The following is an 18,022-nucleotide window of genomic DNA, read 5'->3' as shown; positions in this document are numbered from 1 at the left end:
CTGTCCCCCAGCGGGCCCCATGGCGGGCCGAGCCGCCGATGCTATCATCCGCGAGATGGACCCTATAGAGAATCTGCGCCATCCGCGCAAGGGCCACACGGAGCACTTCGTCAAGTTCGTCCGCGACCTGCAGGTCCTCTCTCCGGTCGCGATCTATCAGCGTCTGGAGGAGCTCGGCTATCGGGGTCAGGCTGCTGCCCGGCGCGCGCTCGCGCTGATGGCCTATCGCCACGTACAGCGCATCCGGCGCCTCGTGCTGGAGGGGACGCGCCGCGAGCAGCTGATGCCGAAGAGCAACTACCTGCTGCTCGGTCCCACGGGGTGCGGCAAGACGCACCTCGTGGAGCTGCTCTTCGGCAAGATCCTCGCGCTGCCGACGGTGGTGGTGGACATCACGACCTACTCCGAGACCGGGTACGTGGGTCAGGACACGAACACGGTGCTCACGCGGCTGCTCCACGCCGCGAACGACAACCCGCTCGTCGCCTCGGTGGGGGTCGTTTGCCTGGACGAGTTCGACAAGATCGCCTCCGGGCAGAACAACGCGATCTTCGCCGGCGCGGGGACCACGAAGGACGTCACGGGCCTGGGCGTGCAGCGCGAGCTGCTCAAGATGCTCGAATCGTCCGAGATCGTCGTCCCGCTGGAGCTCACGCACTCCACGTACGCAGAGCACGTCGTGATGTCCACCGCGGACGTGGCCTTCATCGCGGCCGGCGCTTTCTCCGGCCTCCCGCAGCTCCTGCGCCGGCGCGGGCTCTTCGAACGCATCGGCTTCGGCCGGGGCGAGCTCGACGCCACCTCGCCCGAGGCCATCGCCGTCTCGCTCGAGCCCGAGGACGTCGAGGAGATCACGCACTTCCAGGTCTACGGGTTCCTCCCCGAGCTCGTGGCCCGCTTCACCCGCATCATCCCCTTCGAAGCGCTCTCGACGGCGACCTTGCGCGCCATCCTCGAGGACTCCGTCCTCGGCCGGCTCGAACGCGAATTCGAGGACGAGGGGCTCGAGCTGCGCGTCGACTCCGAGGTCCTCGACTTCATCGTGCAGCAGAGCGTCCGGCGGCAGACCGGGGCGCGCGGGCTCTCATCGGTCCTGACCCGGGTGCTCGAGGAGGCGGCGTTCGAGGCCTTCGCGCAGCCCGGAACCGGGCGCGTGCGGCTGCGCCTCGAGGACGGCCGTATCACCGTGACCCGGTGAAGACGGTTCAGATCTGGACCGTGGGGCGACATCGCGACGCGACCCTCAAGGGCGCCGGCGACGAGTATTTCAAGCGGGCCAGCCGCTCGTTCAAGGTGGAGGAGCGCGAGGCGCGCGATCTGCCGTCGCTTCTCGACAAGCTACCGGCCCGGGACGCGCTGATCATCGCGCTCGACGAACGAGGACCGGAGCTCACGAGCCTCGAGTTCGCGCGGCTCGTCGCCGACTGGCTCGAAGGTCCTGCGCAGCTGCTGGCGCTCGTGATCGGTCCCGCGGACGGCCTCGACGACCTGGTTCGCCGACGGGCGCACCGCCTGCTCGCGCTCAGCAAGATGACGCTCGCGCACCGGGTCGTGCGACTGGTCCTCGCGGAACAGCTCTACCGTGCAGCCAGCATCCTCCAGGGCTCGCCCTACCACCGCGAGGGGTGACCGGGCGGTGCGCTAGAAGGCGTACTGGGCCACCCGCAGCTCGGCGGGAACCTGGAGCGCCACCCGCGGCGCATCCGACCAGAGGCTCTCCAGGTCGTAGAACTCGCGCACCGGGTGGTGGAAGATGTGCACCACCACGTCCCCGTAGTCGATGAGCATCCACTGCCCTCCGCGCTCGCCTTCCACCCCGAGTGGTTGATGCCCTCGCTCCTTCATCGACTGCTGCACGCCCTCACAGATCGCCTCCACCTGGCGCAGGCTCTTGCCGCTCAGGATGAGGAGGTAATCGGTGTAGGCGGAAACGCCGCTCAGGTCGACGAGCACGGGCTCGAGGGCGTTCTTGGCGAGGGCCGACTCTACCGCGTGCATGGCACGCTGCTTCGACTTCGACTGGGCTTTGCTCAATGCCTCCCTGTCCCTCCTGCGGTGGAGCGCGGCGCCGATCCGCAACCTCTCGCAGCCCCGGCGGCACCCCTGGCGATCATCGCCACTGGGCGCAACGCGCTCCCGTTGGTGTCACTCCGCTAATAGACCACACTTCATTATAGCAGCGCAGCCGACGACGCCAAGGCACGGACGACGAGGGCTTCACGGCCTGGGCTCCTCTGGCTGGTAGTACTTGGGCCAGCCGGGGATCACCGGCCTCTCGCCGACGAGCATCTGGCGCTCCAGCTCGAGGCGCAGGCGAGGCGGGAGCTGCGCCACCTCGGCCGCCGGCGGGAGCTCGACGGCCGACACGTTCCCGATCTGACTCACGCGCTGCTCGAACGCCAGCGTCATGCGCCCCGCCTGTCCCTCGGCGAAGCGCGTCGGGATCCCGGTGGGGGCCGGCCCAACGGCAGGCGGGACATAGCTCCAGACGGCGGCGAGCTTCACGCGGAGCGGAACCCCGGTGTCCCGATCGAGGAGCGCCTCGCCCGAGAGCTCCTGCACGGCGATTGTCTTGCGCCAGCGCGTAGCAGGGCCGCCCTCGGGCTCCCCTGCCGCGGGTTTGGCGGCCAGACCGAGACGCACGCGCCGCGCTCGACGACCGAGGTAGGTCAGCTCCCCCGCCGGCTGGAGCTCGACGAAGCGCCTGAGCAGCCGCAGATACGCCGGAAGCAGCCCGTGGAGTCGGTCCGCGATCGCCTCGGGCTCCCTCGCGGAGGTCGGCTTGCGCCGCACGAACTTGTGGTGCCGGAGGCGCGAATAGAGCCATCCCCCCGCGAAGACCACCTCCTGCCCGTACTGCGGATCCGTGTGCTTCACCGCCGAGAACTGACCGGCGGAGGTCACGCGCAGGTCCACGGACTGCTCCACCCGTCGCTCGGGGCTGCCGGGCGCCCGCGCCACCAGCACGGAATGGGCGACCGTCCGGTGCCCACCCAGCCGTGGACGAAGCGCGCTCAGCGGTTGCTCGAGCGCTGCGCGCGTCGCCTTGGCCTCGAGCCCCACGGTCGCCGCGGACCATGCGCCGCCGCCGTCGACGATCCGCGGAGCAGGGGGCGGCGGGTCGCCCGGCCGCGGGCGGCTGCACGCGGCCGCGCCGAGGAGCAGCAGGATCCCGCTCCAGGCACGGCGCCCGGGCGAGGCGAGCATCGAAGGCATCACGAGCTGCCTACCCCTCGGTCCGAGGCCTGTCAAGGGACGGCGGCGGCGGTCGCATCGGCACGGCCGTCGCGGGGCACGGTAACGACAGGGTACCCCTCACCACGGCAGGTACGGAAAGAAGAGCGGCAACCACGGTCTGAGGACGAGCACCTCGATCGCCGCGAGGCTGATGAAGGGCCCGAAGGGGATGGCGGCGTGCCGCAGCGGCAGCTCCTCGTCCCCCGTGGTCTCGGATCGGTCGTCCGTCGCATCGGGCTCCACCGGCGGCCGGTCGGCGCCCCTTCGTCGCGCGATCGCGAGGGCGCCGATGCCGATGATCGACCCCTGCACCGCCGCCAAGAAGATCGTCGGCAAGAGCACCTGCCAGCCGAGGAGGCCGCCGACCATCGCCAGGAGCTTGGCATCCCCGTAGCCCATCCCGAGCCGGCCGGTGGCGAGCCGGTACCCATCGGCGATCCCTCGGATCAACAGGTAGCCGGCGGCGCCGCCCACGGGACCGTCCCACGGGTGCGGCAGGGACATGAAGAGGGAGAGCACGACGGCGGTCGGGATCCCGGGATAGGTGATGGCGTCCGGGATGCGAAGGGTGTCGAGGTCGATGAGCGCCACCGCCACGAGCAGCCCCGAGAAGAGCGAGGTCACGGCGAACTGCCCGAGGCGCAGTCCGATAGGCACCTCTCCCCGCACCACGAAGACGTGGTGCATGAGCACCGCCAGCGCCGCGATGAGGAGCTCGACCAGCAGGTAGCGCGCCGAATAGCGTGCCCCGCAGCGACGGCATCTCCCCCGCAGGAGCAGGTAGCTCAACACCGGCACGTTGTCGTACCAGGCCACGGGCGCCTTGCAGCTCCGGCAGTGAGAGGGGGGGCGTACGAGCGATTCCCCCCGCGGCACGCGCGCCGCGACCACGTTGAAGAAGCTGCCCCAGAGAGCTCCCCAGACCGCCGCACCGACGACGCCGAAGGCCCCTTGCGCGAGCTCCTCGGCCAGGCCAGGGTTAGGCACGATCGATGGCTCGAAGCTGGGGAGGACCGCCGACGACGAAGCGCACCCCCGCAGTCGGCGGAATAAGCGGATTTTTTACTCTTCTTGACAATTTAGCACCCAAAGGCTACCCCTATTTGAACCCTTCCGTCAGCGCAGACTGATTGTATGTTCAGGCCTGTACAGTTCGGCAAGTACTACCTCTCCGAACGGATCGCCGTCGGGGGCATGGCCGAGATCTTCAAGGCCAAGCTGTATGGCGTCAGCGGCTTCGAGAAGCCGATGGTCGTCAAGCAGATCCTGCCGCAGTACTCCCGCAACACCGAATTCATCAAGATGTTCATCGACGAGGCGAAGATTGCCGTCAGCCTGACCCACGGCAACATCGTACCCGTCTACGAGCTCGGCCGCATCGACGGCATCTACTTCATCGCCATGGAGTATGTCCACGGCAAGAACCTCGCCGAGATCCTCGAGACCGCGCGGAGCCGGGGCCTGCCCGTCTCGGTGGAGCACGCCGTCTACATCGCCATCGAGGTCTGCAAGGGCCTGGACTACGCGCACCGACGCACCGACGCACAGGGACAGCCGATGGGTGTGGTGCATCGGGACATCGCGCCGCCCAACGTCATCGTCTCGACCGAGGGCGAGGTCAAGCTGGCCGACTTCGGCATCGCCAAGGCCGCCCACAAGCTCGGTAACACCGAGGCTGGCGTGGTGAAGGGGACCTACGGGTACATGTCCCCCGAGCAGGTGGCCGGCAGCCCCGTGGACCCGCGGACCGACATCTTCTCGGTGGGCATCCTGCTGCACGAGCTGCTCACCGGGCGCCGCCTCTTCTCGGCGAGCACGGAGCTCGAGGCGATCGATCAGGTGCGCGAGGCGCGCGTCCCCGCCCCCTCGTCGGTGAATCCCAAGGTCCCGGCGGCCGTGGATCCGATCGTCTTCAAGGCGCTGGCCAAGGAGGCGAAAAACCGCTACCAGGAGGCCAACGAGCTGCAGCTCGCGCTCTCCCGCTTCCTCTTCACCGCGGGGGGCGGCGCCACCGCGAGCACGCTCTCGCGCTACATGCGGCAGCTCTTTCCGGAGACGCCCGAGCCGATCCTCGAGGAGGAGACGCGGGCCGAGCGCCCCGGAACGGGCAAGGCCGCGAAGCCGAAGCCGCCCAACTCGACCCAGTCCTACGCGGTCCGCGCGGAGTTCGAGGAGGCGACGGCCGTCCACGACCACCCCTCCGCCGCGCTGCTCGAGGCCGCGACGGGCCCGGCAGGACGTCCCTCGAACGGAGGCGCCGAGGACAGCCACGAAGGGGGCGACGCGCTCGAGGAGTTCGGCCGGGAAGGATCCTCCTACGAGGAGGAGGCGCAGACGCACGTCTTCTCGTCCCCCCGCGGGTTGCAGCGCCCCGAGGTCCCCGAGCTACGTTTCGCCGCGAAGCCGGCCCGCGACGGAGGGAACGGCGGCCCCGCCAGCGCGCCGACGACCCCGCCCGCCGCCCCGGCGGGCCCCGCACCGGGAGCCACGCTCTTCCTGAGCTCGGGGAAGCTCGCCTCGGACGGCGCGGCCTCGCCCGCTGCCCTGCGCCCCGCCGCGACGGGGCCCGGGACCGCCCCGCCGGCGCGCGCCACGCCCACCGCGGCCGCGACCGCCGCGACCGAGACCGTTTCGGCCAGCGCATCCGCCGCGCGAGAGGCTCCTCCCCCTGCCCCGTCCGAGAGCGGCCTCTTCTCGATCATGGGCCAGGGGGGCGCGTCGGTCATGGCGCCGATCCCGAAGCGAGACGACCCTTCGTTTCCGCACCTCGGCGACCGGAGCGACCCGTCCTTCGCCTCCGCGCCGGGCTCCCGCTCCGACGAGGTCGCGCTGCCGCCGAAGCCCAGCAACCGCTCGGGGTCCGGCCTGCTCTCCTCGACCATGCGCCTCCTCGTCGAGGGGATCGGCGACGACGAGGGCCGACCGCACCTCGACCCGCGAGCCACCGGACGGTCGGCGAGCTTCGACGCCACGGGCGACGAGAGCCAGGAGCTCGACGCCCCGGCGCGAACGATCAAGCCCACCACGCTCGGCTGGATCGTGATCCTGCTCGTCGTGCTCGGCTCCGCAGCCTTCGTGGTCTACAAGAAGACGAACCTGCTGCGCTCGGAGGCGCCAGAGGAGGCCGGCGCGCTGAAGGTCGGCGACATCAAGTCCTCGACCGAGGAGACCGAGCTACGCGGCGACGTGGTGCTCGCGGCGCAGCCCGAAGGCGCGGCCATCTTCCTGCACGTGGGAGACACCCCCGTCGAGGTGGAAGCGCTCGACCAGGGGCAGTCGCACCTGCTGCGTCTCGAGCGCGAAGGCTACCGGACCGGACATCGCCTGGTGAAGAGCGCGGACCTCGCCCCGGGGAAGACCGAGGTGAGCGTGTCGCTCGAGCCGGTCGGCGCGGGGGCGAAAGACGAGGCCCCGGGCGAGCTCCCGCCGAGCGGCCCCCCGACCGGCAAGACGGCCACCGTGAAGGTCACGAGCGATCCGCCGTCGGCGTCGGTCTGGCTCTTCGTGGGGAAGGGACAGGCGGAGCTCAAGAACGTCGCCAGCAAGCGCTACTACTTCAAGGTGATGCTCGCCGGTCACGAGCCGGCGTTCGTGAGCGTGCTGAAGAGCGAGTTCAAGACCAACGGCGAGACGCTGCGTCGTACGGCGAAGCTCGACCCGGCGGCCGGCGGGGCGACCCCCACGAGGGCCGATGCAGGGAGCGGCTCGACGAGCGTTGCGGCCGACGCGAAGGCCGCCCCTGCCGCGGAGTCGGAGAGCGCGGACAGGAAGGACCCCAGCCCCGCGGCGGTCTCCCCCGAGGCGATCGAGCCGCGCAAGCGGGGCGGCCGCCGGCGTACGCCGCGCCCGAGCCCTGCCCCCGAGGTCAGCAAGCCCGTCAAGGCGCAAAAACCCGCTAAAGCTGTCAAGCCGGCGAAGGTCGTGAAACCAGCAAAGACTGCACCACCCGCCAAGGCCCCCGCAAAGGGCCCCGCCAAGCTCGCTGCGCCCCCGGCCGTGAAGCCGCAACCCAAGCCTGCCGGCAAGGCGGGCCCGGGCGGCATGAAGGTCCCCGGCTGGGCGGACTGATCGCTGTCGAAGGTTAGGGCCTAGAGTTTAGGCGAGCGCGCGGCGCGGTTGCGGCGGGGGCGGCGGCAGGCGCTTCGGCACGGGCCGGGACGCGTCCTCGCCCTCGCGCACGAAACGATAGACCCGCTGGGCGTCGGCCAGCGGCAGCCCCATGAACTGACAGCCGTAGCGGGGCACGTCGCGGAAGTCGGCGCGCGCCACCTTCGCGTAGCAGGCCACAGGAGCCTGGCGGCCGTCCCCGAGGTGCAGAAACAGGCGGAGCACGCTGCCCACGGAGAGGGCGCCGGCCCGGCTCAGGCTGAACCCGGCCGGGCTCAGGTCGGAGGCCACGCCCACGCGCAGCGCGCTCGCGCCGGTGAGCGCGCCTTCGTTCTCGACGGGACAGAACTCGACCCGCAGCGACGTACGCCGCCGCTTCGCGCATCGCCGTTCAACGAGTTCGGGGGGAAGAGGAGGAGGTACAGTGGCCATCGGGGTCACACCCGCATCGGAAGTGGGCGGAAGCTATTCCACACCTCGTCCTACCCGACAAGCGCCGATTTTCGGAGAATTTATCCCTTGTGGCGACAGGAGTTTAGGCCACTCGGGCGGCCAGCGCGAGGTCCGCCGCCCCGACCATTCCCGCGTCGGACTCCCGCTGCGCCTCGAGCACCCGGAGCGGCCCCCGGGCCGGCGCGTTGGCCATCTCGAAAATGATTTCCACCACTTGCTTCCGCAGACCCGGACACCCCCGCCAGACCGTCCCCCCCATGACCAGCCCCTCGGGGTTGATCAGCGTCACGGCGTCCGCCAGGCCCCGGCCGAGCGCCTGGGCCGCCTCCTCCATGACCTGCGCGCAGGCGGCATCCCCCGCTCGGGCCGCCTGCTCCACGTGCCCGGCGTGAAGCTCCTCTTCCCGCCCGCCGACCAGTTCGAGGAGCGCTGCCGAGGCCGACTCTCGCGCGCGCTCGACGACGTGTCGCCCTCCCGCGTAGGCCTCGAGACACCCCCGCGCGCCGCATCCACAACGCCGGCCGCCCGGGAAGACCTTCACGTGCCCGATCTCCAGCGAAGCCCCCGTGGCGCCGCGAAACGGCCGGCCGTCGAGCACCGCACCACCACCGACTCCCGTCCCCACGAACGCCCCCACCACGTCGCGCAGCCCCCGCGCCGCGCCGAAGCGAACCTCGCCCCAGGTGATCGCCGCGACGTCGTTCTCCAGCCACACGCGGCGCCCGAGCGCCTGGCTCGCGAGCGCCACGAACGGCACCTCCCGCCAGCCGAGGTTCGGCGCGTTCTCGACCACGCCGCTGGCCATGCGCAGCATCCCGGCGAAGCCGATCCCCACAGGGAGCTCCCCTTCGAGCTCGCCGAGCTCCCCGATCAGGCGCAGGAGGAGCCCGATCACGGCCATCGGACGCGTGTCCGAGGCGAGCTCGCCGCGCGCCACTCTCTCCACGCGGGCCTCGTCGCCGCAGAGGTCCACCAGCGCGACGCGCAGATTCGTCCCGCCCAGGTCGACGCCGATGGCCCGCATGCAACTCTCCCGGGCGCACCGATGCGCCTGCCCGAGGATTGCACCAAGCTGGAGGTCTTCGTGTCAACCGAGCGATGCGCGTCGCGTCGCGAACGCGACCGCTCGCGCCAACCCGGGGCCTTGCCTTGCCGAGAAGCGGCGCGATACAGTTCCCGGCCCTAAGAGAGGGAGAGTCCACCGTGCCCGAGGTCCAGTTCATCCTCAACGGCGCCGCGCGCACGGTGGAGGTCCGGCCGGGGGAAACGCTCCTCGAGACGCTGCGCGAGCGGTGCGGCATCAGGTCCACCAAGGACGGCTGCCAGCCGCAGGGTCAGTGCGGTTGCTGCCTCGCACTCGTCGACGGAAGCCCCAAGGTCACCTGCGCCATGCCGGCCGAAAAGGCCGCGGGCAAGCAGATCGTGACGCTCGAAGGGCTCTCGCCCGAGGAGCGAGACCTGACCGCGCGCGCCTTCGTGGCCGCCGCCGGCCTGCAGTGCGGGTACTGCATCCCGGGGATCGCTCTGCGCGCGAAGTGGCTGCTCGACCAGAATCCGGCCCCCAGCCGCGCCGAGATCGCGAAGGCCATCGACGTCCACCTCTGCCGCTGCACGGGCTACGTCAAGATCGTCGAGGCGATCGAGCTCCTCGGCCGCGCCCGCCGCGGGGAGGTGACGCTCCTGCGACTCGACGCGGGAGGCGTCGGACAGAGCCTCGCCCGCTACCGCGGTGAAGAGCTCGTCCTCGGAGACCGCCCCTACGTCGACGACCTCGTCCGTCCGGGGATGCTCCACGGCGCGGTGCTCCTGTCGTCTCACGCCCGCGCGCGCGTCCTCGCCATCGACGCGACCCGCGCGAAGGCGCACCCCGGCGTCGTGGCCGTGGCCACCGCAGCCGACGTCCCGGGCGAACGCTGGTACGGGCTGCTCTACGCCGACTGGCCGGGGTTCGTCGCCGTGGGCGAGGAGACCCGTTGCGTCGGGGACATCCTGGCCGCCGTGGCGGCGCGCGACGAGGCCACCGCCCGCGAGGCGCTCGCGCTCATCCGCGTGGACTACGAGGTTCTGACCCCCGTCACCGAACCCCGCGCCGCGCTCGACCCCGGCGCCCCGCGCATCAACCCGCGCCACGAGAACCTCCTCTCCCGCTCCGTGATCCGCCGGGGCGACGCCGAGAGCGCCCTCGCCGCGAGCGCGCATGTGGTCTCGGAGAGCTTCGCCACGCAGCGGATCGAACACCTCTTCCTCGAGCCCGAGAGTGCGCTCGCCGAACCTCTGCCCGGCGGCGGCCTCCGGGTCTACAGCCAGGGGCAGGGGATCTTCGACGACCGGCGGCAGGTGGCGCGCTTTTTGGGCCTGCCCGACGAGCAGGTCTTCGTCGAGCTCGTCCCGAACGGCGGAGCCTTCGGCGGAAAGGAGGACCTGTCGATCCAGCCCCACGCCGCGCTCCTCGCGCACCTGACGGCCCGTCCGGTGAAGGTGACGCTCTCGCGCGGGGAATCGATCCGCCTGCATCCGAAGCGACACCCGATCCAGATGGAATACACGGTGGGGTGCGACGCGAACGGCCACCTCACGGCCGTGAAGGCCCGCATGATCGGCGACAGCGGCGCCTACGCCTCCGTCGGCGGGAAGGTCCTCGAACGCGCGGCGGGGCACGCCTGCGGCCCGTACCGCGTCCCTCACGTGGACGTGGAGTCGCTCGCGGTCTACACCAACAATCCGCCGTGCGGCGCGATGCGTGGCTTCGGCGCCAACCAGGCGGCGTTCGCCATCGAAGGGTGCATGGACCGTCTGGCCGAGAAGCTCGGGCGCGACCGCTGGGAGCTCCGCTACCAGAACGCGCTCGAGGTCGGCGACGTCTTCTCCACCGGCCAGGTGCTCGAGAAGTCCGTGGGCATCAAGAAGACGCTCCTCGCCGTGAAGGAGGCCTACGACCGCGCGCGCGCCGAGGGTCGGGCGGTCGGCCTCGCGTGCGGGCTGAAGAACAGCGGCATCGGCAACGGCGTCGCCGAATGGGGCAAGTGCCGCCTCGCCGTGCGGCAGGATGGCACCGTCGCGCTCTACAACGGCTACACCGAGATGGGCCAGGGACTCCTCACGGTGCTCACGCAATTCGCGGTCGAGGTGACGGGCCTCCCTGCGAGCGTATTCCGGCCGCAGGTGGACACGACCTTCGCCCTCGACTGCGGGCAGACCACGGGGTCGCGCGCCACGCTCTTCGGAGGACGCGCCGTGGTGAGCGCCGCCCAGAAGCTCCGCGCCGCTCTCGACGCGGGGAAGACGCTGCGGGAGCTCGCGGGCGAGGTCTTCGCGGCCGACATCCTCGTGGACGACACGACGCCTCTCGGCGCCGCGGTCCCCCACCCCAAGACCCACACCTCCTTCGGCTACGCGACCCAGCTCTGCATTCTCGACGAGGCGGGACGCGTCGCGCGGGTCGTCGCCGCGCACGACGTGGGCCGCGCCGTGAACCCGGCCCTCTGCTCGGGACAGATCGAAGGGGCGATCCACATGGGGCTCGGCTACGCGCTGACCGAGGAGCTCCCCTGCACCGACGGCATGCCGGTGACCTTCTCGCTACGCGAGCTCGGCGTGCTCCGCGCGCGGGACATGCCCGAGGTGGAGGTCCTCCTCGTCGAGGAGCCGGAGCCGGAGGGCCCCTTCGGCGCGAAGGGGGTGGGGGAGATAGGCCTCGTCCCGACGGCTGCGGCCGTAGCGAGCGCGCTCCACGCGTTCGACGGGACGCGGCACACGCGCCTGCCCATGAAGGACTCGCCCGCGGCCCGCGCCATGAGCGTCGGCCGCATTCGAAGCAAAACGTCGTAGGGAGGCCCGAGGTCCCGCGCGTCACGACGCCGCGGGGGCCCGTGGAGGAGGGGAGGAGACCATGGAAGCGACGTCACTGTTGCTATACGGCGACCGCGAAGAGAGGAGCGTCCTCGTGCGGGGGACGCGCATCGCCCAGGTCGGACCCGAGCTCAAGTCCACCTCCGCCGAGGCGGCCCTCGACTGCAGCGGCAGCCTCGTCCGTCCCGGCGCGGTGAACGCCCACACCCATCTCTACAGCGGGCTCGCGCCCCTCGGCATGCCGAAGCCCCACGAGCAACCGCGAACCTTTCCCGAGATTCTCGAACGCATCTGGTGGCGGCTCGACCGCGCGCTCGACGCGCGCTCCCTCCGCGCAAGCGCGCGGCTCTATGTGGCCGAGGCCCTGCTCCATGGCACGACCACTCTCATCGACCACCACGAGTCGCCCAATCTGATCGAGGAGTCGCTCGAGATCCTCGCCGACGCCTGCCAGGAACTCGGCGCCCGCGCACTCCTCTGTTACGGCGCGACCGAGCGCAACGATGGACGCGCCGAGGCGCGGCGAGGCCTCGCCGAGTGCAAGCGCTTTCTGCTCGCGAATCGGCGGCCGCTCGTCAGCGGCATGGTCGGTCTGCACGCGGGCTTCACCGTCTCCGACGACACGGTGCGGGAGGCGGCCCTCCTCTGCACGGACCTCGAGACGACCCTGCACGTCCACCTGGCCGAGGACCGCTGCGACGTGGAGGACGCGCAACGCCGCGGCTTCGAAGGTCCCCTCGAGCGGCTCGAACAGCTCGGGGCCCTGCCGGCCGGGTCGGTGCTGGCCCACGGCGTCCACCTCTCTGACGCCCAGGTTCGACGCGCCGAGGAACTCCACTGCTGGCTCGTGCAGAACCCGCGCAGCAACGAGGCAAACGGCGTCGGCTACGCGCGCTCCCTCCGTCAGAGCCGCCACGTAGCGCTCGGCACCGACGGCTTTCCCTCCGACATGGCCGCCGAGGCGCACGCGCTCGAGGAGGTCGGCCTCCCCGCCGGCGAGGCGCTCGAAGCCCTCGCACACCGCCGCGCAGGGGGCCACGCCCTGCTGCACCAGCAGCTCGGTCGCGCGTTCGTTCCCCTCGCCGAGGGGACGACCGCCGACCTCGTGGCGCAGGGATGGCAAGGAGACCCGGGGCGCGCCCGACACGTGATCGTGGACGGGCGCCTCGTGGTGCGCGACGGACAGCTCCTCACCGGCGATCTGGCGCACCTCCGCGCCGAAGCCGAAGAAGAGGCCCTCAAGCTCTGGAGACGAATGGTAGCCCTATGACGCGACTTGGACTCGAACGCACCATCGTGGACCGCAAGGTCTACGACAACACCGTGACGCGCTTTCGCCAGGCGGGCCTGCGCCTCCCCACCTTCGCCGAGCTCGCCGACCCGACAACCATCTCCGCGGAGACGAAGCAGGCGCTCTCCGCCGTGGACCCGGACGCTCCGCATCCGGCGAACCTCTTCCGCGTCCACTGGTATAACGGCGCCGACCGGCACGGCCTGACCACCGTCCCGGATCACCTCGAGCTCCCGCCCGAGCTCACGGGAGTCCCGGCGCGTATCGTCGTCGCGCTCGGCAACCGCTTCCCGATGATCCACGCGCACAAGGTCCTGGCGGCGTACGGCTGCCTCGCCCCGCGCATCGTGAGCGGCCAATTCGACCCCACCCGCCACAAAGCGCTCTGGCCCTCCACCGGCAATTACTGCCGCGGAGGCGTGGCCATCTCGCGCATCATGGGTTGCCGCGGCGTGGCCATCTTGCCCGCCGGCATGAGCGAGGAGCGCTTCCGCTGGCTCGAGCGCTGGGTCGCGGACCCCGCGGACATCGTCCGCACCCCCGGCTCCGAGAGCAACGTGAAGGAGATCTACGACAAGTGCGCCGAGCTCTCCGGCGACCCCGAGAACGTGATCTTCAACCAGTTCTGCGAGTTCGGAAATTACCTCGTGCACTACCAATGCACTGGGCAGGCCCTGGGTCGCATCTACGAGTCCATGGTCAAGCGACACCCGGGACTTCGGCTCGCGGGCTTCACCTCGGCCACGGGCTCGGCCGGGACGATCGGCGCCGGCGACTACCTGAAGGAGCAGTACGGCGCGCGCATCGTGGCCGTCGAAGCCGTCGAGTGCCCCACGCTCCTGCTGAACGGCTTCGGGGAACACAACATCCAGGGGATCGGCGACAAGCACGTCCCGCTCATCCACAACGTGATGAACACCGACCTCGTCCTCGGCATCTCCGACCGCGCCACGGACACCCTGGGGCTCCTCTTCAACACCCCGGCGGGGCGCGCCTACCTGAGCGAACGACGCGGAGTGCCGAATCTCCTGCTCGAGGCCCTCGGCAACCTCGGCCTCTCCGCGATCTGCAACGTGCTCGCCGCGATCAAGACCGCACGCTACCTGGGGCTGGGCGAGGAGGACCTCCTCCTCACCGTCGCGACGGACGACGCGCAGATGTACGGTTCGGAGCGCGAGAAGACCCTCGCGCGCTACTTCCCGGCGGGCTTCGACACGGTCAGCGCGGCGGAGGTCTTCGGCCAGCACCTGCTCGGACTCGGCACCGACCAGCTCATCGAGCTCACCGAGCTCGACCGCCAGCGGATCTTCAACCTGGGCTACTTCACCTGGGTCGAGCAGCAGGGGGTCTCGCTGCCGGAGTTCGTGGCGCGCCGACACCCGCAGTTCTGGCGCGACCTCCGCGGGCTCCTCCCCGTGTGGGACGAGATGATCACCGAGCTCAACGGGCGCATCGCCGGAGCGCGGGGTTGACCGGACCCGTCTCCTTCCTGCGCTGCCAGGGCTGCGCCTCCATCGTTCCGCCGGAGGTGCCCGCACCCTTTCGCTGCGAGGCGGCGGTCGCCGGCGACGACACGGACCACCGCATCGACCGGGTCCTCGATACGACGCGCCTGGCCTTCCCGCAGGCCACCGAGCCGAATCCCTTCCTGCGCTACCGCGTCCTTTTGCACAGCTACCACCACGCGCGCGCGATGGGCCTCTCGGACGCCTCGTACTCCGACCTGGTCCGGGAGCTGGACGCGGCGGTCGCCCGCACCGACGGCGCCGGCTTTCGCATCACCCCCCTCGGCGCGTCCGCCAGCCTCGGCGCGGAGCTCGGCCTGCCTCCCGGGGCGACCCTCTGGGTCAAGGACGAGACGCACAACGTCTCGGGCTCGCACAAGGCACGACACCTCATGGGCCTCCTGCTCTTCCTCGAGGTGCAGCGGAGGTGCGGACGCCTCGCGGGAAAGGGCCGCCCCCTCGCCATCGCCTCCTGCGGAAACGCGGCCCTCGCCGCGGCGGTCGTCGCCCGCGCCGGGGAGAGGCGCCTCCGGGTCTTCGTCCCTCCGTCGGCCAATCCCGCGGTGCTCGAGCGGCTCCGCTCCCTCGACGCCGAGATCACCCTCGCCGGTCGAGAACCCGGTGGCCCCCCCGGCGACCCCTGCTACCACGCCTTTCGTGCGGCCGTCGCCGCCGGAGCCATCCCCTTCTGCTGTCAGGGCCCCGACAACGGACTTACGATCGAAGGGGGGCAGACCCTCGGCTACGAGCTCGTCTCGGAGCTCGCACCGCGCGGCCTCAGCCTGGATCGCCTCTTCATCCAGGTGGGTGGCGGCGCCCTGGCGAGCGCGGTCATGGCCGCCTTCGAGGAGGCCGTCGCGCTCGGGCGCTGCAAGCGGCTCCCGCGCCTGCACGCCGTCCAAACCACCAACGCGCACCCGCTGGTCCGCGCGTATCGCCGCGTCTGCCAGCGTATCGGCCAGCGCCTGATCGAGACGCGTGCCGTCGAGAGGTGGCCTGACCCCACCGACGACGCGGCACAGGCCCAGATGATCGAGCTCCACGGCTGGCCCGCCCTGGTGGCCGAAGCGCTCCGCTTCGCAGCGACCCACCGCTCGGAGTTCATGTGGCCGTGGGAGGAGGAGCCGCACAGCGTGGCGCACGGCATTCTCGACGACGAGACCTACGACTGGCTCTCCATCGTGCGGGCGATGCTCCTCTCGGGTGGCTACCCGGTGCTGGCCGACGAGGCCGCGCTGCGGGCGGCCCAGGCCCTCGGGAGCCGGGCCACGGGGATACCGGTCGACCCCACCGGGGCCGCCGGGCTGGCCGGGCTCCTCGCGTCGCGGGACAGGCTGCGCCTGCGCCCTGACGAACAGCTCGCCGTCATCTTTTCGGGAGTGCAGCGCTAAGGCGGCAGCCGCGCCAGCGTCGCCACGTAGTTGTCCTCCCCTTCCGACAAGACGCTTCTCGCCACTGCGTCCATGATGAAGCCGTAGGAAAGGTCCACCTCTCCTGCCGCATCCCCTCGAAGCGTGGCCGGCAGATCGCGCGGCTCGAAGCGCAGCGCGAATCCGGGCCCGCCGTACGACAGCTCGTCGCCCACCCGCTCGAGCGTGTACTCGGTCCCGCGAAAACGGGCGTGCACGCGCAACGCGTCTCCCCGCTTCGTGACCCAGAACCCGTCGTGCCCGGAGAACCGCCGATAGCTCTCCTCGGTACCGAAGAAGCGCGGCTTCAGGACGTAAGGGCCTCCGTCCTCGGGACAAAATACGTCGCAATTTCCGCACTCATTGCAAAAGTCGTGAAACGTTCCGATCTGGTGCGGCTGCGCGAGCGCGAGCTCTCCCTCCACGCGGTGCTGCCAGACGCCGCCGTCGCGCCAGACCGTGAGCAGCGGGATCGTCGTCGGGGCGAGGTCGAAGGCGAAGTTCGCGTGGTTCGGACAGACGGGAATGCACTTGTCGCAGGTCAGGCAGTCGAAGAGCTGGAGCCGGCGACCGACCTTCTTGGGGGGCTTCTGGTTCTGCGCCCCCCCGTACCGCGGGTCCTCGAGCACGCGCTCAGCGTAGCGCGCCGCGTTCTCCAGCCGCGCCGCCGAGACCCATCGGCTGAACAGCTCGTCCCCGGCCGCCGCCTTCAGATCGCCGCCCGAGCCGAGGGCCGCTGCGCACGCACGCCGCCGCGGGTCGTCTTCGGGCAGACCGAGCGCGGCCAGCGCCTCCGCCCCCCGACCGAAGCCACGAACCGTGTACTCCGCGAGCGTGCGAGACCCGCTCTCGGCCATGCGTTTCGTGAGCGCCTCGAAGTAGCCCCGCGCCCGCCCGTAGCCTCCCGGCTGGAGGAGGTCGCTGCACACGGTGACGGGAGCCAGCCCGAGAGCGACCGCCTCTGCGAAGTTGGCCCGGTCGATCCCCGCCGAGAACGAAACCGGGTAGGCGTCCCCGAAGCGCTGCCGAAAGCGGTCCACGAGCTGGATCGCCAGCACGTGCAGCGGCGGACCCGAGAGATACATCACCTTCTCGGCAGCGGAAAAAAAGGAACGGTGGTTCTCCACGATCAGCGTGTTCGTAAACTTCACGCCGAGGCCGAGCCCCAGGCTCCGTCCGAGCGCCCCGAGGCGCTCCACGATCCCCTCCGCCTGCGCCCACGTCGTATCGCTCGCGAAGGCGCTGTCGGGGACACGCAGCTCGGAGTAGCCGAGGATCTCGTGCAGGATGCGCCCGAGATCCGCCTGCCCGAGGAGGGTCGGGTTCAGCTTCACCACGCAATGCAGTCCGTGCTCGCGCATCAGGTGGGCGACGATCTGCTCGATCTCCTGCGGCGGACAGCCGTGGAAGGTGCTGAGCGTGAGCGTGTCCGAAAGGCGCGCCGGGTAGTCCAGGTCGCGGTACGCGCGGAGCTCTCCGGTCAGCTCGCCTCGCAGACGGTCGATCGTCGGTCGCGCGTCCAGGAGCCCGCGGATGAAGGCCGCCACCCGGGGACCCTGAATCCCTCGCAGGTCGTAGCCCACACTCATGTCGAAGACCGTGTCGCCAAAATCGGGTGAGAGCCCGAGCCGTCCGCTCTCGCGGAGCATGCAGATGAGCATCGCCCCCTTCACGTACTCCTCGAGGGATTCCTCGAGCCGCAGCTCCTGCGACCACTCCACGTTGTAGCCCACCGTCTGCATGTCGATGCAGGGGCGCGGGATGGTCAGTCGGTCGTTCTCCTGCACGGTCTTCAGCTCGAAGATGCGCCCGCCACCGAGCCAGCCGAGGACCAGATTCTGCGCCAGCTGGGTGTGCGGCCCCGCGGCCGGACCGAAGGGGGTCGCCGCCCGCCGGCCGTGAATCGTCACCGAGAGATCCCGCTCCGCGTCCCCCAGGAAGAACTTCCGCCGGGGGAGGTCGTAGATGCGCTCGTGGCGCTCCAGCTCCCGGAACATGCGGGAGGCCAGCGCCGGCAGGGGGTACGGGGTGAGCTCAGCCATATCGCGACCATACCACTAGAGTTCGGGCCAGCGTCTGCCACCCGCGCATGGTCGGACCACTCCCTGCGGCCGCCCCTTCCCCGCCCCAAGAAAGTGCCCTCCCCTCGCGCAACGCAAGCCGCGCCCCCC

General features: G+C 70.8%; 13 protein-coding genes. 7 read left to right on the top strand and 6 right to left on the bottom strand.

The window, feature by feature from the left end:
- The first annotated feature begins 55 nt into the window (after positions 1 to 55).
- Together IT371_15250 and IT371_15245 are read left to right on the top strand one after the other, a co-directional pair.
- Complete coding sequence (locus tag IT371_15250) at positions 56 to 1,198, top strand: AAA family ATPase (protein MCC6749015.1); 1,143 nt, start codon at positions 56 to 58, stop codon at positions 1,196 to 1,198.
- Complete coding sequence (locus IT371_15245; protein ID MCC6749014.1) at positions 1,195 to 1,629, top strand: 23S rRNA (pseudouridine(1915)-N(3))-methyltransferase RlmH; 435 nt, start codon at positions 1,195 to 1,197, stop codon at positions 1,627 to 1,629. The genes IT371_15250 and IT371_15245 overlap by 4 nt, the downstream gene beginning before the upstream one ends.
- 12 nt (positions 1,630 to 1,641) lie before the next feature.
- Here IT371_15245 and rsfS read toward each other — a convergent pair whose 3' ends face one another.
- From rsfS to IT371_15230, 3 genes are all read right to left on the bottom strand, one after another.
- On the bottom strand, positions 1,642 to 1,998 hold the full coding sequence (rsfS, locus tag IT371_15240) for a ribosome silencing factor (protein MCC6749013.1): 357 nt from the start codon (positions 1,996 to 1,998) through the stop codon (positions 1,642 to 1,644).
- Between the two features lie 219 nt (positions 1,999 to 2,217).
- A complete protein-coding gene (locus tag IT371_15235; protein ID MCC6749012.1) occupies positions 2,218 to 3,216 on the bottom strand; it encodes a hypothetical protein in 999 nt (332 codons plus the stop codon).
- Positions 3,217 to 3,315: 99 nt separating this feature from the next.
- On the bottom strand, positions 3,316 to 4,224 hold the full coding sequence (locus IT371_15230) for a prepilin peptidase (protein ID MCC6749011.1): 909 nt from the start codon (positions 4,222 to 4,224) through the stop codon (positions 3,316 to 3,318).
- 147 nt (positions 4,225 to 4,371) lie between these two features.
- Between IT371_15230 and IT371_15225 the strand changes: the two genes are divergently transcribed.
- Complete coding sequence (locus IT371_15225) at positions 4,372 to 7,305, top strand: protein kinase (GenBank protein MCC6749010.1); 2,934 nt, start codon at positions 4,372 to 4,374, stop codon at positions 7,303 to 7,305.
- 27 nt (positions 7,306 to 7,332) lie between these two features.
- Here the strand turns inward: IT371_15225 and IT371_15220 are convergent, their stop codons facing one another.
- Together IT371_15220 and IT371_15215 are read right to left on the bottom strand one after the other, a co-directional pair.
- Positions 7,333 to 7,776: a PilZ domain-containing protein gene (locus tag IT371_15220; protein MCC6749009.1), complete on the bottom strand. Its 444-nt coding sequence runs from the start codon at positions 7,774 to 7,776 to the stop codon at positions 7,333 to 7,335.
- 103 nt (positions 7,777 to 7,879) lie between these two features.
- Positions 7,880 to 8,821, bottom strand: coding sequence for an ROK family protein (locus tag IT371_15215; protein ID MCC6749008.1), 942 nt, complete (start codon positions 8,819 to 8,821; stop codon positions 7,880 to 7,882).
- 179 nt (positions 8,822 to 9,000) lie between these two features.
- Here IT371_15215 and xdh point away from each other — a divergent pair, with 179 nt between their 5' ends.
- The 4 genes from xdh to IT371_15195 all read left to right on the top strand — a co-directional run bounded on the left by xdh (position 9,001) and on the right by IT371_15195 (position 15,833).
- Complete coding sequence (gene xdh / locus IT371_15210) at positions 9,001 to 11,625, top strand: selenium-dependent xanthine dehydrogenase (GenBank protein MCC6749007.1); 2,625 nt, start codon at positions 9,001 to 9,003, stop codon at positions 11,623 to 11,625.
- Positions 11,626 to 11,686: 61 nt separating this feature from the next.
- Positions 11,687 to 12,916 carry an amidohydrolase family protein gene (locus IT371_15205; protein MCC6749006.1) on the top strand — a complete coding sequence of 410 codons (1,230 nt, stop codon included), beginning with the start codon at positions 11,687 to 11,689 and terminating at the stop codon, positions 12,914 to 12,916.
- Positions 12,913 to 14,409, top strand: coding sequence for a pyridoxal-5'-phosphate-dependent protein subunit beta (locus IT371_15200; protein MCC6749005.1), 1,497 nt, complete (start codon positions 12,913 to 12,915; stop codon positions 14,407 to 14,409). Before IT371_15205 ends, IT371_15200 begins: the two co-directional genes overlap by 4 nt.
- Positions 14,406 to 15,833, top strand: a complete 1,428-nt coding sequence (locus tag IT371_15195; GenBank protein ID MCC6749004.1) for a pyridoxal-phosphate dependent enzyme — start codon at positions 14,406 to 14,408, stop codon at positions 15,831 to 15,833. Before IT371_15200 ends, IT371_15195 begins: the two co-directional genes overlap by 4 nt.
- Here IT371_15195 and IT371_15190 read toward each other — a convergent pair.
- Positions 15,830 to 17,893, bottom strand: coding sequence for a glutamate synthase (locus IT371_15190; GenBank protein MCC6749003.1), 2,064 nt, complete (start codon positions 17,891 to 17,893; stop codon positions 15,830 to 15,832). The two genes, IT371_15195 and IT371_15190, sit on opposite strands and share 4 nt — an antisense overlap.
- Between the last annotated feature and the right edge of the window lie 129 nt (positions 17,894 to 18,022).

This window comes from Deltaproteobacteria bacterium, from assembly GCA_020848905.1.
Taxonomy (GTDB): Bacteria; Myxococcota_A; Polyangia.
This window is presented reverse-complemented; position numbering and strand designations above follow the sequence as displayed.

Coding starts and splice junctions, on each gene's coding strand:
- IT371_15250 (MCC6749015.1), top strand. CDS start 56: ATGGACCCTATAGAGAATCTGCGCCATCCGCGCAAGGGCCACACGGAG.
- rsfS (MCC6749013.1), bottom strand. CDS start 1,998: ATGCACGCGGTAGAGTCGGCCCTCGCCAAGAACGCCCTCGAGCCCGTG.
- IT371_15235 (MCC6749012.1), bottom strand. CDS start 3,216: ATGCCTTCGATGCTCGCCTCGCCCGGGCGCCGTGCCTGGAGCGGGATC.
- IT371_15225 (MCC6749010.1), top strand. CDS start 4,372: ATGTTCAGGCCTGTACAGTTCGGCAAGTACTACCTCTCCGAACGGATC.
- IT371_15220 (MCC6749009.1), bottom strand. CDS start 7,776: ATGGCCACTGTACCTCCTCCTCTTCCCCCCGAACTCGTTGAACGGCGA.
- IT371_15215 (MCC6749008.1), bottom strand. CDS start 8,821: ATGCGGGCCATCGGCGTCGACCTGGGCGGGACGAATCTGCGCGTCGCG.
- IT371_15205 (MCC6749006.1), top strand. CDS start 11,687: ATGGAAGCGACGTCACTGTTGCTATACGGCGACCGCGAAGAGAGGAGC.
- IT371_15200 (MCC6749005.1), top strand. CDS start 12,913: ATGACGCGACTTGGACTCGAACGCACCATCGTGGACCGCAAGGTCTAC.
- IT371_15190 (MCC6749003.1), bottom strand. CDS start 17,893: ATGGCTGAGCTCACCCCGTACCCCCTGCCGGCGCTGGCCTCCCGCATG.